This window comes from Burkholderia sp. Ax-1719, assembly GCF_011753055.1.
Taxonomy (GTDB): domain Bacteria; phylum Pseudomonadota; class Gammaproteobacteria; order Burkholderiales; family Burkholderiaceae; genus Paraburkholderia.
The window spans coordinates 170,192-184,428 of sequence record NZ_VWWJ01000011.1 but is presented as its reverse complement, the minus strand read 5'-3'; the positions used below and the strand labels follow the sequence as shown (position 1 = coordinate 184,428).

12 protein-coding genes and 1 tRNA gene are annotated in these 14,237 nt (G+C 64.3%); 5 read left to right on the top strand and 8 right to left on the bottom strand.

Annotated elements, in window-relative coordinates:
* Nucleotides 1-66 precede the first annotated feature (66 nt).
* From F3J17_RS20485 to F3J17_RS20475, 3 genes are read right to left on the bottom strand one after another with little or no spacing between them, the layout of a single operon-like run.
* Nucleotides 67-1,095 carry a histone deacetylase family protein gene (locus tag F3J17_RS20485; protein WP_167062741.1) on the bottom strand — a complete coding sequence of 343 codons (1,029 nt, stop codon included), beginning with the start codon at nt 1,093-1,095 and terminating at the stop codon, nt 67-69.
* A gap of 23 nt (nt 1,096-1,118) precedes the next feature.
* Nucleotides 1,119-2,378, bottom strand: coding sequence for a Zn-dependent hydrolase (locus tag F3J17_RS20480; RefSeq protein ID WP_167062739.1), 1,260 nt, complete (start codon nt 2,376-2,378; stop codon nt 1,119-1,121).
* A 50-nt stretch (nt 2,379-2,428) separates the two neighbouring features.
* Nucleotides 2,429-3,757 carry an MFS transporter gene (locus F3J17_RS20475; protein WP_167062737.1) on the bottom strand — a complete coding sequence of 443 codons (1,329 nt, stop codon included), beginning with the start codon at nt 3,755-3,757 and terminating at the stop codon, nt 2,429-2,431.
* Nucleotides 3,758-3,929: 172 nt separating this feature from the next.
* Here F3J17_RS20475 and F3J17_RS20470 point away from each other — a divergent pair, with 172 nt between their 5' ends.
* Nucleotides 3,930-4,880, top strand: a complete 951-nt coding sequence (locus tag F3J17_RS20470) for a LysR family transcriptional regulator (RefSeq protein WP_167062735.1) — start codon at nt 3,930-3,932, stop codon at nt 4,878-4,880.
* Between the two features lie 38 nt (nt 4,881-4,918).
* On the opposite strand, the gene F3J17_RS20465 is transcribed toward F3J17_RS20470, so the two are convergent.
* The 3 genes from F3J17_RS20465 to F3J17_RS20455 form a co-directional block, all read right to left on the bottom strand.
* Nucleotides 4,919-5,377, bottom strand: coding sequence for a CopD family protein (locus tag F3J17_RS20465; protein WP_167062733.1), 459 nt, complete (start codon nt 5,375-5,377; stop codon nt 4,919-4,921).
* Between the two features lie 206 nt (nt 5,378-5,583).
* Complete coding sequence (parC, locus tag F3J17_RS20460; protein ID WP_167062731.1) at nt 5,584-7,902, bottom strand: DNA topoisomerase IV subunit A; 2,319 nt, start codon at nt 7,900-7,902, stop codon at nt 5,584-5,586.
* A gap of 62 nt (nt 7,903-7,964) precedes the next feature.
* Nucleotides 7,965-9,956, bottom strand: coding sequence for a DNA topoisomerase IV subunit B (locus F3J17_RS20455; RefSeq protein ID WP_167062728.1), 1,992 nt, complete (start codon nt 9,954-9,956; stop codon nt 7,965-7,967).
* 366 nt (nt 9,957-10,322) lie between these two features.
* On the opposite strand from F3J17_RS20455, the gene F3J17_RS20450 reads away from it, so the two are divergent.
* A complete protein-coding gene (locus tag F3J17_RS20450; protein WP_167062725.1) occupies nt 10,323-10,613 on the top strand; it encodes a nucleotidyltransferase domain-containing protein in 291 nt (96 codons plus the stop codon).
* The gene (locus tag F3J17_RS20445) at nt 10,610-10,960 is read left to right on the top strand and encodes a DUF86 domain-containing protein (protein WP_167062723.1); all 351 of its coding nucleotides are present in this window, start codon (nt 10,610-10,612) and stop codon (nt 10,958-10,960) included. The genes F3J17_RS20450 and F3J17_RS20445 overlap by 4 nt, the downstream gene beginning before the upstream one ends.
* Nucleotides 10,961-10,996: 36 nt before the next feature.
* Here F3J17_RS20445 and F3J17_RS20440 read toward each other — a convergent pair whose 3' ends face one another.
* The gene (locus tag F3J17_RS20440; RefSeq protein ID WP_167062719.1) at nt 10,997-12,925 is read right to left on the bottom strand and encodes an ATP-binding cassette domain-containing protein; all 1,929 of its coding nucleotides are present in this window, start codon (nt 12,923-12,925) and stop codon (nt 10,997-10,999) included.
* Nucleotides 12,926-13,000: 75 nt separating this feature from the next.
* On the bottom strand, nt 13,001-13,387 hold the full coding sequence (locus F3J17_RS20435) for a DUF4399 domain-containing protein (RefSeq protein ID WP_240161079.1): 387 nt from the start codon (nt 13,385-13,387) through the stop codon (nt 13,001-13,003).
* A gap of 243 nt (nt 13,388-13,630) precedes the next feature.
* On the opposite strand from F3J17_RS20435, the gene F3J17_RS20430 reads away from it, so the two are divergent.
* Together F3J17_RS20430 and F3J17_RS20425 are read left to right on the top strand one after the other, a co-directional pair.
* Nucleotides 13,631-13,813: a rubredoxin gene (locus F3J17_RS20430; protein WP_167062713.1), complete on the top strand. Its 183-nt coding sequence runs from the start codon at nt 13,631-13,633 to the stop codon at nt 13,811-13,813.
* A gap of 170 nt (nt 13,814-13,983) precedes the next feature.
* A tRNA-Arg gene (locus tag F3J17_RS20425) sits at nt 13,984-14,058 on the top strand.
* The last annotated feature ends 179 nt before the right edge of the window (nt 14,059-14,237 follow it).

Genomic DNA, 14,237 nt, shown 5'->3' with positions numbered 1-14,237 from the left:
AAAAAGGCGCGCCCACCAGGACGCGCCTCTTGCGACTTTCACGAAGCCAATCGCTTGAACGCGACGTCAGCGCGTCCTCGCACCCATAAAGCCGCCGAAGAACGCCCGCGCGTTATCCTCCAGGCTTTCGAGGTGATAGCCGCCTTCCTGCACGATCACTGAAGGCAAATCAAGCGCGCCAATCGCCTGACCGAGCTTGCCGAAGCCTTCGGTGCTCACCGCCACCTTCGACTGCGGATCGTCCTTGTAGATATCGAAGCCCAGCGCCAGCACCAGTGCATCGGGCTCGAAACGCTTGAGCACGCGCAGCGCCGCGTCCACCTGCTCGAAGAACTGCGCTTCGCTCGCGCCATGCGGCATCGGCAGATTGACGTTGTAGCCTTCGCCCTCGCCCGCGCCGCGCTCCTCTTCGTAACCGGCGACGACCGGATAGAAGTTGGTCGGATCGCCGTGGATCGAGATGTAGAGCACGTCATCTCGGCCATAGAAGATTTCCTGCACGCCCTGGCCGTGATGCATATCGGTATCGAGGATCGCCACGCGCTTGAATTTGCCGCGCAGCGATTGCGCCGCGACGGCCGCGTTGTTCAGGTAGCAGAAACCACCCGCCGCATCCGCGCGCGCATGGTGGCCGGGCGGTCGGCTGATCGCGTAGCTCTCGCGCTCGCCTTGGTTGACGCAATGCGCCGCCGCCAGCGCGCTTTGCGCCGACCAGTACGCCGCGCGCCACGTATTCGCGCCCACCGGACAGCTGCCGTCGGCGAGATAACGCGCCGCCTGGGCCAGCACGCCGCGCAGCGGATTCGGCTCGCGCACGAAGATGTTCGACATCACTTCGTCGCCCCAGTCGTCGGGCATGCGTTTCCAGTCGGCGTGCGACTCTTCCAGGAAGCGTAGATAGTTCATGTCGTGCACCGCTGCGAGCGGCGCGGTGCCGAAATCGGCGGGCTCGCGCACGTCAAAGTCCAGCGAGCGCGCCGCCGCCACCAGGCGCGTGGCGCGTTCGGGCACTTCCTGCGGCTCGCGCATCTGGCCACGAGAAAGATAAGTACGCGGATGGTGCAGCAGTTGATCGGGATGGAACCAGGTTTTCATATTTCGCCTTCCTAATCTTTTCCTCAGGCCGCCACAGCCTGCGGCACGCGCACACCCGCGCGCGCGGCGACCGCGTTGAGCAGCACGTTGGTGCCCGCCGTCACGTCTTCGGGCAGCGCGTCTTCCGCTTCGTTGTGCGAGAGGCCGTCCACGCAGGGGATGAACACCATCGCCGTCGGGCAGTAGCGCGCGAGGTGGATCGCGTCATGCCCCGCGCCGCTGACGATGCGCTCGTTCGAGTAGCCCAGACGCTCGACTGCATCGGCGACCAGCGCCACGCAGGCGGGATCGAACGGCGTGGCCGGGCTGGTCCAGCAATGCGCGATGTTCACGCCAAGGCCGCGCGAGCCGCCCACCGCCGCGCAAACCGCGCGCAGATCGCGCTCCATCGCATCGATTTGCGCATCGTCGGGATGACGCAGATCGACGGTAAAGGTCAGATTCGCGGCGATGGTGTTGCGCGACGAATTGGCAATCTGCATCTGGCCGATCGTCACGAGGCCGAGCGGCGCATAACGCGCCATCACGCGCTCGATTTCCAGCGCCATCTGCGCCGCGCCGAAGAACGCGTCCTTGCGGTAGCGCATCGGCGTGGTGCCCGCGTGCGCGGCCACGCCCGTCACGTTGACGTCGAACCAGCGGATCGCCTGGCCGCCCGTCACCACGCCGATGGTCGTGCCGTTCGCTTCCAGAATCGGGCCTTGCTCGATATGCGCCTCAAAGTAGCTGTCGATGGCGACGCCCTGCACCGGCTTCGTGCCGCGCGCGCCGCACGCGTCGAGCGCCGCACCGAGCGTCACGCCATCGGCGTCCTGGCGCGCGAGGGCGTCGTCGAGCGTCATCGCGCCCGCGAACACCGCGGAACCGAGCATCGCGGGCGTGAAGCGCGCGCCTTCCTCGTTGGTCCACGAGCAGATTTCGATGGGCTTCTCCGTGGTCGCGTTGACGTCGTTGAGCGCGCGCACGACTTCCAGCGCGGCCAGCACGCCATAGACGCCGTCGAAGCGTCCGCCTTCCGGCTGCGTGTCGAGGTGGCTGCCCATCAGCACGGGCGCGGCGTTGGCGTCGGTGCCCGCGCGACGCGCGAACAGATTGCCGACTTCATCGGTCCACACCGTCATGCCGGCTTCGCTGCACCAGCGCGCGAACAGTTCGCGGCCCTGACGATCTTCCTCGGTGAGCGCGAGACGGCGCACGCCGCCGCCCGCCGTCGCGCCGATGCGCGCCATTTCCGTGAGGCTCACCCACAGACGCGGGCCGTCGATTTGCAAGAGTTGTTTCATCGGTCCTTCCGTTTTTATCGAGTTGAGTCAGATGTCGATTCAGTGCGAGATCAGCGCGAACTGAGCGCCTGCGCGGCCGCTTCGTCATGCGCGTGCTGGCTGCGGCGCGCGTTGAGCGCGGCGATGCAAAGCAGCGAAATCCCCGCGAGGCAGGTGTAGAACACGGCGAGCGGCCACCACTGCCCCGCGTAGCGATGGGCAAGCCAGGTGCCGACGAGCGGCGTCAGACCGCCGGCAATCGCGCCGCACACCTGGTAAGAGAGCGAGATCGCCGAATAGCGCACACGCGTAGGGAACACGCCCGACACAAAGCCCGCGATCACCGAGTAATAGCTGGCCATGCAGACCACGGCGATGGCGATGCCGATCACCATCGGAAGGACATGGCCGCTTTGCACCAGCACGAACATCGGATACGGCGAAAGCATCGCGCCGATGGCCGCGATCTTGAGAAAGCGCGCGCCGCCCAGACGCTCGGCGAGCCATGCCGCGAGCGGCTGCGAGAAGAACTGGATGAAGGCGACAATAAAGAGGCAATCGAGAATCATCGAACGCGTGATGCCGACGTACTGCGTCGTGTACGCGATCATGAACGTGTTGGTGAAGTACACGCCCGCAATGCCGATGGTGTTCGCGCCGATGCACAGCAGCACGAGGCCCCACGAGGAACTGAACACTTCGGCGATCGGCAGTTTGGCGGTACGGCGCTGGTCCTTGAGCTTTTCGAATTCCGGCGATTCGTTCACGCCCAGCCGGATCATGATGCCGACGATCAGCAGCACGGCGGAGATGAGAAACGGCAGACGCCAGCCCCACGCGAGGAAATCGGCCTTGTCGAGCGACGTGACCGAGCGGAACGCCAGCAACGACAGAATCAGTCCGGCAGGCGAGCCCAGTTGCGCGAACGACGCGAAGAACGTGCGGCGGCCTTCAGGCGCGTGTTCGCCCGCCATCAGCACCGCCCCGCCCCACTCGCCGCCCACGGCGATGCCCTGCACCACGCGCAGCAGCACCAGCAGCACCGGCGCGAGCGCGCCCACCTTCGCATACGACGGCAGCAAGCCGACGCACACCGTCGCCACGCCCATCATCATCAGCGTGGTCATGAGCGCCTTCTTGCGGCCGATGCGGTCGCCCAGATGGCCGAAGATCACGCCGCCCAGCGGGCGCGCGAAAAAGCCCACTGCGAAGGTGGCGAACGAGGCCATCGTGCTGACGAAACGGTCTTCCGAGGGGAAATACAGCTCGCCGAACACCAGCGCGGCGGCCGTGGCGTAGATGTAGAAGTCGTACCACTCGATCATGGTGCCGATGAACGCCGCAGCGGCGGCGCGCACGGGCTGGCGCTGGGTGGATTGCGGGGTGCCTGATGTGGCCATGGGTGAGTCTCCTTCGGGGCGCGTGCGGTATTGGTGTGGTCGATGCGCGGTTTGCAGCGCTAAAGCAGCGCATTCGCCATGCATGCTTTATCGCCAGCCAGAAAACATTAGTCAAATTTCGCGTTATTATTCAGCGCATAAATCTGGCTAATACCTTGGACGGAAACCGCACATGCGCGCCGACACCACCCGCTTTCTCAACGACCGGCTCGACTGGAATCTGCTGCGTACCTATCTGGCGATCATGCAGGAGCGCAGCCTGAGCCGCGCCGCCGCGCGCCTCTATGTGACACAGCCGGCGGTCAGCCAGGCGCTCAAACGTCTTGAAGACGCGCTAGGCCGCAAGTTGATCGAGCGGCGCGGCGCGCATTTCGTGCCGACCCAGGCGGGCGAAGAGGTGTATCGGATCGCCAACGATATCTACGGCAATATCTCGCGGCTGGAAACGGAACTCGACGAACGCACCGCCGATATCACTGGCTCGATCCGTCTGCTGACGGTGAGCCGGATCGAATCGCGCGTCTACGACGAATTCCTCGCGGAATTTCACGTCGCGTATCCGCGTATCGATCTGCAGATCGAAGTGATGCGCTCGACCGACATCATTTCATCGCTGCTGCAAAAGACCGCGACGGCGGGCCTGAGCCTGTGCCGCACGCCGGTCGACAAGCTGGAAATGCGCTGCTTTCTGCGCCAGCGTTACGCGATTTATTGCGGCCGGCATCACCGGCTGTTCGGGCTGTCGCAACTGACGATGGAGGACCTGCTCGCGGAGAATTTCGTGTCGTTCACGAGCGACCAGATCGGCGACAGTCTCTCGCCGCTCACGGTGTTTCGCGATCAGCGCGGCTTCACGGGGCGCATCGTGGCGTCGTCGCCGAGTCTCGACGAGGTGCGGCGGCTGATCTACGCGGGCTATGGCATTGGCTGCCTGCCGGAGCACATCGTGAAGGACGATCTGGCGCGGCAGCGTCTGTGGCAATTGCCGCCGGAGGAAGGTCTCGCGGATGTCGATATCCACTTGCTGTGGCATCGCGAGCGTAAGAGGAATGCGGCCGAAGAAGCGTTCTTCGACGCGATGGAGCGCTGCATGCAGCGCTATGCGCTCGCGCAGCGGTTGTAAAAACCGCCACGCGAACGTTGTTCAGACAACGATCTTGCTCAGTACCCGCGCGCCAGCACCGCAACACCAATCGTCACGACGCCCAGCACGAGATTGATCATGACGAGGCGGCGCATCGAGCCCACGGCGCGCGCGCCGTCGGGCCACTTCTGCGCCTGCACGGCGCGGCGGATGCGCGGAAACAGCGCAAAGCGGATGTGCCCGAACAGCAGCATCATGATGACGCCGAGGCCCGCCATCGCGTGGAGTTGCCACGTGGCATGACCGCCGCCGAACTGCATCAGCAGAAAGCCGCCGCTCAGCAGGATCAGGATGATGGCGATGCCCACCCAGTTGAAGAAGCGGCCAAACACCGATTCGATGAGCGGCAGCCGCAGTTGCGGCGAGAGATCTTCGAGCGCGGGGCGCAGGCAGAAATGCGCGAAGACCATGCCGCCAACCCACACGGCGACGCTCAACAGATGCACAAACAGCGCGATTTCGATCGCGTGACCCATGCTGGTAATTCCTTGTACGTAGAGAGATCCGGCGCATGCAAACCACCATGCGCGCCGGTTTTGCGCGGCATTATTTCATGACGTGCAATGCGCTGCGCCGGATGTGTACGCCCTGCAACGGGCGTGGGTGGCTGGCTCGAAACCGGCCCATGATCGACATGGACCGGTCTGGCTGGCTTGAAGCGCCGCCGGGCCGCAAAAAGCGTTTAACGCGGCAACACCGGACGCATGCTGGTGATGACCTTGAGCTTCGAGTCCGGCGCGCGGCCCTTGCGTGCACGCTTGCCGATCTGCGGCGCGAGCACCGGACCGGCCATCAGGTCTTCGCCCGGCTTCTGGGCGCGTCCCGTGCCTTCCAGCACGACGCCCGAAGCGTTGATCGCCAGCGCCTGCAGCAGCGTTTCCTTGTCTTCGAGCTGCATCAGCGTGACGCCGCGACCACCGCCCGACAGCGTCTTCATCTCGTCGAGGCCGAACACCAGCAGACGACCGCCCGACGACAGACACGCCACCTGGATCGCGTCCGGCAGCATCGGCATCGGCGCGAGCGGCACGCTGCCTTCGTCGATCGTCATGAAGGCCTTGCCCGCCTTCACGCGGCTGATCATGTCGCCGATCTTCGCGATAAAGCCAAAGCCATTGCTCGACGCCAGCAGCAATTGCGTATCCGCAGCCGCCGCGAAGTAATGCAGCAGATGCGAGCCCGCTTCGAGTTCGATCAGCGAGGTGACCGGCACGCCGTCACCGCGCCCGCCGGGCAGTTGCGCCACGGACACCGAATACACGCGCCCGTTGCTGCCCCACGCGATCAGCGTGTCGGGCGTGCGGCACTGGAACGCCGCGTACAGGCCGTCGCCGGCCTTGAACGTGAAGCCTTGCTGATCCAGACCGTGGCCCTTGAGCGCACGCACCCAGCCCTTTTGCGACACCACCACCGTGACCGGCTCGTCCACCATGCGCACTTCGAAGCTCGCGCGCTTTTCCTGCTGGATCAGCGTGCGACGATCGTCGCCGTACTGCTTGGCGTCGGCTTCGATTTCCTTGACGATCAGGCGCTTCATCGACGATTCGTTGGCGAGCAGTTCTTCAAGTTTCGCTTTCTCGTCGCGCAGTTCCGCGAGTTCCTTCTCGATCTTGATCTTTTCCAGTCGCGCCAACTGACGCAGACGGATTTCGAGAATGTCCTCGGCCTGGCGCTCGGACAGACCGAACGCGCTCATCAACGCCGACTTCGGCTCGTCCGACTCGCGGATGATGCGGATGACTTCGTCGATATTGAGGAAGACGATCATCCGCCCTTCGAGGATGTGGATGCGGTCGTCGACCTTGGCGAGGCGATGCTTCGTGCGGCGCGTGACCGTGGCGAAGCGGAAGCCGATCCACTCGCCCAGGATCTCGCTGATGCCCTTCTGGCGCGGACGGCCATCGGCGCCGATCATCACGAGGTTCAGCGACGCGTTCGATTCGAGGCTGGTGTTGGCCAGCAGCGAATTGATGAACTCGCCCTGATCGATCTTGCTGGTCTTCGGCTCGAACACGAGGCGCACGGGCGCGGCCTTACCCGATTCGTCGCGCACCGCGTCGAGCAGACCGAGCATGGTCTGCTTGCTCTGCAACTGCTCGGGCGTGAGCGTCTTCTTGCCGAGCTTGAGCTTGGGGTTGGTCAGTTCCTCGATTTCTTCGAGCACCTTCTGCCCCGACGTATTCGGCGGCAGTTCGGTGACGACCAGTTGCCACTGGCCGCGCGCGAGTTCTTCGATCTTCCAGCGCGCGCGCACCTTGAGGCTGCCGCGGCCCGTTTCATACGCCGCCGCGATTTCCGCTTCGCTCGAAATGATCTGGCCGCCGCCGGGGAAATCCGGCCCCGGCATACGCTCCATGATCTCCGCGTGCGAAAGCTTCGGATTCTTGATCATAGCCACGGCCGCCGTCGCCACTTCGCGCAGATTGTGCGAAGGGATTTCGGTGGCCATACCCACGGCAATACCGGATGCGCCGTTGAGCAGCAGCATCGGCAGGCGCGCGGGCAGCGTCTTCGGCTCCTGGAAGGAGCCGTCGTAGTTCGGCATGAAATCGACGGTGCCCATGTCGATTTCGTCGAGCAGCAGCTTGGCGATGGGCGTGAGGCGCGCTTCCGTGTAACGCATCGCCGCCGCGCCGTCGCCGTCGCGCGAACCGAAGTTGCCCTGGCCGTCGATGAGCGGATAGCGCATCGAGAAGTCCTGCGCCAGACGCACGAGCGCGTCATAGGCCGACTGGTCGCCGTGCGGGTGGTACTTACCGAGCACGTCGCCGACCACGCGCGCCGACTTCACGGGCTTGGCGTTGTCGCCCAGCCCCATTTCGTTCATCGCGAACAGGATGCGGCGCTGCACCGGCTTCTGGCCGTCGCAGACGTCGGGCAGCGCGCGGCCCTTCACCACGCTCACGGCGTAGTCGAGGTAGGCGCGTTCCGCGTAGTGGCCGAGCGTGAGCGTGTCGCCGCCGTCGGCCGCGCCATTCGCTTCAACAAAAAGATCGTCCATGTTTCAATCAGTCCGTATATCTGTGTGGCTGGTGTGGGCTTGTCTATGTCTGAAAGCGCGGATCAGATATCCGCTTCGACTTCGTTGCCCTTCTCTTCGAGCCACGAACGGCGCGAGGCCGCTTCGCCCTTGCCCATCAGCATCGTCATGCGCGAAACCGTCGCCTCGTAGTCGAGGTCGCCGAGCACGATGGGCGACAGGCGGCGCGTGTCCGGGTTCATCGTGGTGTCCCAAAGCTGCTCGGCGCTCATTTCGCCGAGACCCTTGAAGCGGCTGATCGACCACTGTGTTTCGCGCACGCCGTCCTTGCGCAGCTTGTCGAGGATCGCTTCGAGTTCGCCTTCGTCGAGCGCGTAGAGCTTCTGCGCCGGCTTCTTGCCGCGCGCCGGAGCATCGACGCGGAACAGCGGCGGACGCGCCACGTACACGTGACCGCGCTCGATCAGTTGCGGGAAGTGCTTGAAGAACAGCGTCAGCAGCAATACCTGGATGTGCGAACCGTCGACGTCCGCGTCCGAAAGAATGCAGATCTTGCCGTAGCGCAGATTCGAGAGATCGACGGTGTCGTCCGGGCTGTGCGGATCGACGCCGATCGCCACCGAAATATCGTGCACTTCGTTGTTGGCGAACAGGCGGTCGCGCTCGGTTTCCCAGGTGTTGAGCACCTTGCCGCGCAGCGGCAGGATGGCCTGATATTCCTTATCGCGGCCCATCTTGGCCGAACCGCCCGCCGAATCGCCCTCGACGAGGAACAGTTCGTTGCGCGCGATATCCGTGGCTTCGCAGTCGGTCAGCTTGCCGGGCAGCACGGCCACGCCCGAACTCTTGCGCTTCTCGACCTTCTGGCCGGCGCGCGTGCGCGCCTGCGCCTGTTTGATGACGAGATCGGCGAGCTTCTTGCCGTGCTCGACGTGCTGGTTGAGCCACAGTTCCAGCGCCGGGCGCGAGAACGACGACACCAGCTTGACGGCGTCGCGGCTGTTCAGGCGTTCCTTGATCTGCCCCTGGAACTGCGGATCGAGCACCTTCGCCGACAGCACGAACGAGACGCGCGCAAACACGTCTTCGGGCAGCAACTTCACGCCCTTGGGCTGGAGATTGTGCAGTTCCACAAAGCTCTTGACCGCCTGGAACAGGCCGTCGCGCAGACCGCTTTCGTGCGTGCCGCCCGCGGGCGTGGGGATCAGGTTGACGTAGGACTCGCGCGTGAGCGAGCCTTCCTCGCTCCATGCCACGACCCACGACGCGCCCTCGCCTTCGGCGAAGGTGTCGTCGTTGGTGCGGCCGTCGGCGAAACGCTCGCCTTCGAACAGCGGGATCAGCAGATCGGCGCCGCCCATGCCTTCGAGCAGATAGCCGCGCAGGCCGTCGTCATACTTCCAGCTCTGGCGCTCGCCGGTTTTCTCGATGACGAGCGTGACTTCGACGCCGGGCAGCAGCACGGCTTTCGAGCGCAGCAGACGCTGCAATTCGCCCAGCGGCAGGTTGGGCGAATCGAAATACTTGGGATCGGCCCACGCGGTCACGCGGGTGCCGCTCTTTTTCTCGTCGCGCGCGGCGTTGCGCGTGGTGAGCGGCTTCGTCACGTCGCCGTGCGAAAAGCCGAGTTCGGCGACCTTGCCGTCACGCCAGACGGTGACGTCGAGGCGCGTGGACAGCGCATTGGTGACCGACACGCCCACGCCGTGCAGGCCGCCCGAGAACGTGTAGGCGCCGCCGGCGGCCTTGTCGAACTTGCCGCCCGCGTGCAGGCGCGTGAAAACGATCTCGACGACCGGCACCTTTTCTTCGGGGTGCAGGCCGAACGGGATGCCGCGGCCGTCGTCCTCGACGGAAACGGAGTGGTCCGCGTGCAGCGTGACGGTGATGCGCTTGCCGTAGCCGCCGAGCGCTTCGTCCGAAGCGTTGTCGATGACTTCCTGGATGATGTGCAGCGGATTCTCGGTGCGCGTGTACATGCCCGGCCGTTGCCGGACGGGCTCGAGGCCCTTGAGCACCTTGATCGACGCTTCGCTATATCCAGCGTTTGCAGCGTTTGACTTCTTCGTTGACATGGTGATCCGCAGGGAGTTGTCCGCGCGCTTGTCCACAGAGCCTGTGGACATCTGCGGGGAAAACGCGTTGAGTGTTCAAAAAAACCGTGACGAAACAATGGCGTAAACAGACTGCTCGCCTGGCGCGCAGGCGCGGCGCGCGAGCCCGGTCCGCCGTATTCGCGAGGTATTGTACTGATTTGGGACCGCGCGGCAATTTGCGAAGGGGTCGGCCGTTCGGCCAGGGGGCGCTTGCAGGGGTGAGTCGCGTAGAATGGGCCGCTTGCGGCAGGGGGTTGGGTGCGAGTGATCTAGCGCAGATTTTGCGCGGTTTGCTGGACTGTTCGTTGCGTGGTTTGCCAATTTGCCGGGGAACGTGGAGGTGTCATGAAGCCATCCGAAGCTTTGCGCGCACATCGTGCGGAAATCCGTGAAATCGTCGCCAGCCATCACGCGACCAATGCGCGCGTGTTCGGCTCGTCGGCGCGGGATGAGGACGATGACGAGAGCGATCTGGATCTGCTGGTTGATCCGACGCCTGAAACGTCGCTGTTCGATCTCGCGCGGATCCAGTTGCGTCTGGAGGCGTTGCTGGGCGTGCGAGTCGATGTGCGCACGCCAGGGGATCTGCCCGCACGTTTCCGTGGCACAGTCGTGGGCGAGGCCGTCCCTGTATGAGGAAAAAAGACCTGCGCACCGCCGACTATATCGACCACATGCTCGAAGCAATTCGCCGGATTCTTGAATACACGGCTCCGCTTTCCAGGGCGCAATTCGAAACGACGCCGATTGCCATTGACGCTGTCGTGCGCAACCTGGAAGTTATCGGCGAAGCAGCACGAAATGTGATGCTCGATGATCCTGATTTCGTCGCAGCCCATCCCGAGATTCCATGGCAAGCCATGTACGGCACGCGCAACCGCATCTCGCATGGCTACTACGCCATCAACACCGATGTTATCTGGCAAACGATCCAGCACGACCTGCGTGAACTCCAAACTGCACTCTTGAAACTGAAGCCATAAAAAAAGCGGCCCACAGGCCGCTTTTTTCTGAAAGCATCACTTCCGCTTCGCCTCAAGCTCTTCCCAGCGCTCCAGCGCCACGATCAATTCCTCGTCGATCTGCGCGTAGCGTTCGGTCATCCGCGTCGCTTCCTTGCCATCCTTCGCGAAGATCGAACCGTCTTCGATTTGCGCGCCGATGGTCTTCTGCTCCGTTTCCAGCGCCTCGATCTTCTTCGGCAGTTCGTCCAGCTCGCGCTGTTCCTTGAACGACAGTTTCACGCTGCGCTGCGCATTGCGGCCTGCCGAACTGTCCTTCGACGCGGCAGCAGCCGGCGCGGCGTCTTTCGGCGCACGCGCTTCGGCGATTTCCTGCGAGCGCGCGCTCTGCGTCTGCCAGTCGGTGAAGCCGCCGACGTATTCGCGCCACTTGCCCTCGCCTTCCGACGCGATCACCGACGTCACCACGTTGTCGAGGAACGCGCGATCGTGCGAGACCAGCAGCACGGTGCCGTCGTAATCGGCGAGCAGTTCTTCGAGCAGTTCGAGCGTCGGGATGTCGAGGTCGTTGGTCGGCTCGTCGAGCACCAGCACGTTCGCGGGCCGCGCAAACAGACGCGCGAGCAGCAGACGGTTGCGCTCGCCGCCCGACAGCGATTTCACCGGCGAACGCGCGCGCTCCGGCGCGAACAGGAAGTCGCCCAGATAGCTCATGACGTGCTTCTTCGCGCCGTTGATTTCGACCCAGTCGCTGCCCGGGCTGATGGTATCGGCGAGGGTCTTTTCCAGGTCGAGCTGGGCGCGCATCTGGTCGAAGTACGCCACCTGCAGGTTCGTGCCGACGCGCACCGTGCCTTCATCGGGCTTCAGCGAGCCGAGAATCAGCTTCAGCAGCGTGGTCTTGCCCGCGCCGTTCGGACCAACAAAACCGATCTTGTCGCCGCGCATCACCGTGCCCGTGAAGCGGTCGACGATGGTGCGGCCGCCGTATTGCTTCACCACGTCCGTGAGTTCCGCGACGATCTTGCCCGACTTCTCGCCCTGCGCGACGTCGAGCTTCACGTTGCCCTGCACGTTGCGGCGCTCGGCGCGGTCGTTGCGCATCTGCACGAGGCGCGCGATGCGCCCGACGCTGCGCGTGCGGCGCGCTTCCACGCCCTTGCGGATCCACACTTCTTCCTGCGCGAGCAGCTTGTCGAACTTCTCGTTTTCGACGCGCTCGACTTCGAGTTGCAGCGCCTTGCGCTCCTGATACTGCGAGAAGTTGCCCGGATACGAGAGCAGCTTGCCGCGATCGAGTTCGACGATGCGCGTGGCCACGCGGTCGAGGAACGCGCGATCGTGGGTGATGAACAGCAGGCTCGAACGCTGCGACACCAGCAGTTCTTCGAGCCAGCGGATGCCGTCGAAGTCCAGATGGTTGGTCGGTTCGTCGAGCAGCAGGACGTCGGGTTGCAGCACGAGCGCGCGCGCCAGCGCCACGCGTTTTTGCATCCCGCCCGAGAGCGCGCCCACGCGCGCCCCGCCGTCCAGGCCGATCTGCGCGAGCGTGGTGGACACGCGCGTGCGCCAGTTCCAGCCATCGGCCGTGTCGAGCGACGATTGCAGCGTGTTCATGCGCGCGAGCAGCGCGTCGTGTTCCGCGCCTTCCGGCGTTTCCGCCAGCTTGTGCGCGACCACGTCGAATTCGTCGAGCAGTGTTTGCACGTGTGCGAGGCCCGAGGCGACCGTGTCGAATACCGAGGCGTCGGTATCGAAATCCGGCTCCTGCGGCACGTAGACGGTCGTGAGATTCTGCTGACGCGTGACGAGGCCGTCGTCGGGACGGGCGAGATCGGCGACGATCGTGAGCAGCGAGGATTTACCCGCGCCGTTACGGCCGATCAGCCCGACGCGCTCGCCGGCTTCGAGCGAAAAGTCCGCGTGATCGAGCAGCGCGACGTGGCCGAACGCGAGTTGAGCGCCGGTGATGGTGTAAAGCGACATGGATGGAAACCGTGGCCTGCGTTGGAGAGCAAGCGCGTATTGTAACGGGGCGCGGCGTGCGCCCCGGTGGCGGGCTTACTTCACATGCACCGTGATCGTCTGGCTCCATTCGGGGCCATAGGACTGGTGCGCGCCGTTGGCGAACTGCGCGGTGAGCGTGTGGTCGCCGGGCGGCAGCGTGATATCGGCTTCGGTCTGGCCTTTGCCGTAGTGAATCGATTTGTCGCTGACGGGCACGACTTCGCCCTTCGGCAGCGGCTGTCCGTCGATCAGCAGATGATGGTGGCCCGTGCCAGGCGTGACGGTGCCCGCGGGCGTGACCGTCATGCCGTCGATGCCGAACTTGATATGCACCGGGTTGCTCACGGTCGCGCCGTCCTTCGGCTCAATGAAGTAGACGCCCTCGGCCTGCGCAACGCTGCTCGCGAAGCCGTTTGCCACGAGGCACGCCGCGAAGGTCATGCCGGCCAGCCAGGTTTTTTTCATGATTGATCGCTCCTTGGGTGAACTCCATTCGCGGCCAAGCATACACCGCACCGATGACGCGACGCCGCGCGCCTGCCGCAGCGTTGCAAACGTCAAGCTGAAGGTGCGCCTGCCGTTTTCCGGTAACATCGCGGCTCGCCCTCGCCCCGGATAAACGGGGCCACATGAAAGGGTTTCTCCGCGGCCGCGCGCCGCGAACTGCATTGAAAAAGGTGTGTTGTGAGCGAAGTCATCGAGTACAAGAGCTGGGTCTGCCTGATCTGCGGCTGGATCTATAACGAAGAAGAAGGCCTGCCCGACGAAGGCATCGCCGCCGGCACGCGCTTCGCGGATATCCCGGACGACTGGCGCTGCCCGTTGTGCGACGTGGGCAAGCCGGAATTCGCTGTCGTCGAGTTCTGAGGCACCAGCGCGCCTTCAGGGCGACATTTTCCAGCCGCATTGCCTTTGCTATACTCTTGCGCCTGCGCGGGCAACGTCCTCGCGCGGACTCCGCGCCATGACGGGTAACTTGGGAAACATGGCGGCTGGGCGGAGTCGGGGCTTCCGATCCCCGTGAGCGGTACTGAGCGCTCCCTGTAGTTCAATGGATAGAACAAGTGCCTCCTAAGCGCTAGATGCAGGTTCGATTCCTGCCAGGGGGACCAGATCGATGCCGCGCCGTTGCGCCATGTGCGCGGCCGATCGCGCCGCCCGTCTCCTTCGCCCGCTCCGTCGTCGCCCACGTTCAGCCTGGTCTTACCCAGAGCAGCCATCCCGGTTTCCGTTTTCCATTTTTCCAGTGCTGCGCGGCACGCGGTTCGCTTCCGCTTGAATCCACGCGCGC

Bases quoted from the DNA above. Each gene is read 5' to 3' on its own strand.
- F3J17_RS20445 (WP_167062723.1), top strand. From the start codon at position 10,610: ATGAGGAAAAAAGACCTGCGCACCGCCGACTATATCGACCACATGCTC.
- F3J17_RS20440 (WP_167062719.1), bottom strand. From the start codon at position 12,925: ATGTCGCTTTACACCATCACCGGCGCTCAACTCGCGTTCGGCCACGTC.
- F3J17_RS20475 (WP_167062737.1), bottom strand. From the start codon at position 3,757: ATGGCCACATCAGGCACCCCGCAATCCACCCAGCGCCAGCCCGTGCGC.
- F3J17_RS20465 (WP_167062733.1), bottom strand. From the start codon at position 5,377: ATGGGTCACGCGATCGAAATCGCGCTGTTTGTGCATCTGTTGAGCGTC.
- F3J17_RS20480 (WP_167062739.1), bottom strand. From the start codon at position 2,378: ATGAAACAACTCTTGCAAATCGACGGCCCGCGTCTGTGGGTGAGCCTC.
- F3J17_RS20470 (WP_167062735.1), top strand. From the start codon at position 3,930: ATGCGCGCCGACACCACCCGCTTTCTCAACGACCGGCTCGACTGGAAT.
- parC (WP_167062731.1), bottom strand. From the start codon at position 7,902: ATGGACGATCTTTTTGTTGAAGCGAATGGCGCGGCCGACGGCGGCGAC.
- F3J17_RS20435 (WP_240161079.1), bottom strand. From the start codon at position 13,387: ATGACCTTCGCGGCGTGCCTCGTGGCAAACGGCTTCGCGAGCAGCGTT.
- F3J17_RS20455 (WP_167062728.1), bottom strand. From the start codon at position 9,956: ATGTCAACGAAGAAGTCAAACGCTGCAAACGCTGGATATAGCGAAGCG.
- F3J17_RS20485 (WP_167062741.1), bottom strand. From the start codon at position 1,095: ATGAAAACCTGGTTCCATCCCGATCAACTGCTGCACCATCCGCGTACT.
- F3J17_RS20450 (WP_167062725.1), top strand. From the start codon at position 10,323: ATGAAGCCATCCGAAGCTTTGCGCGCACATCGTGCGGAAATCCGTGAA.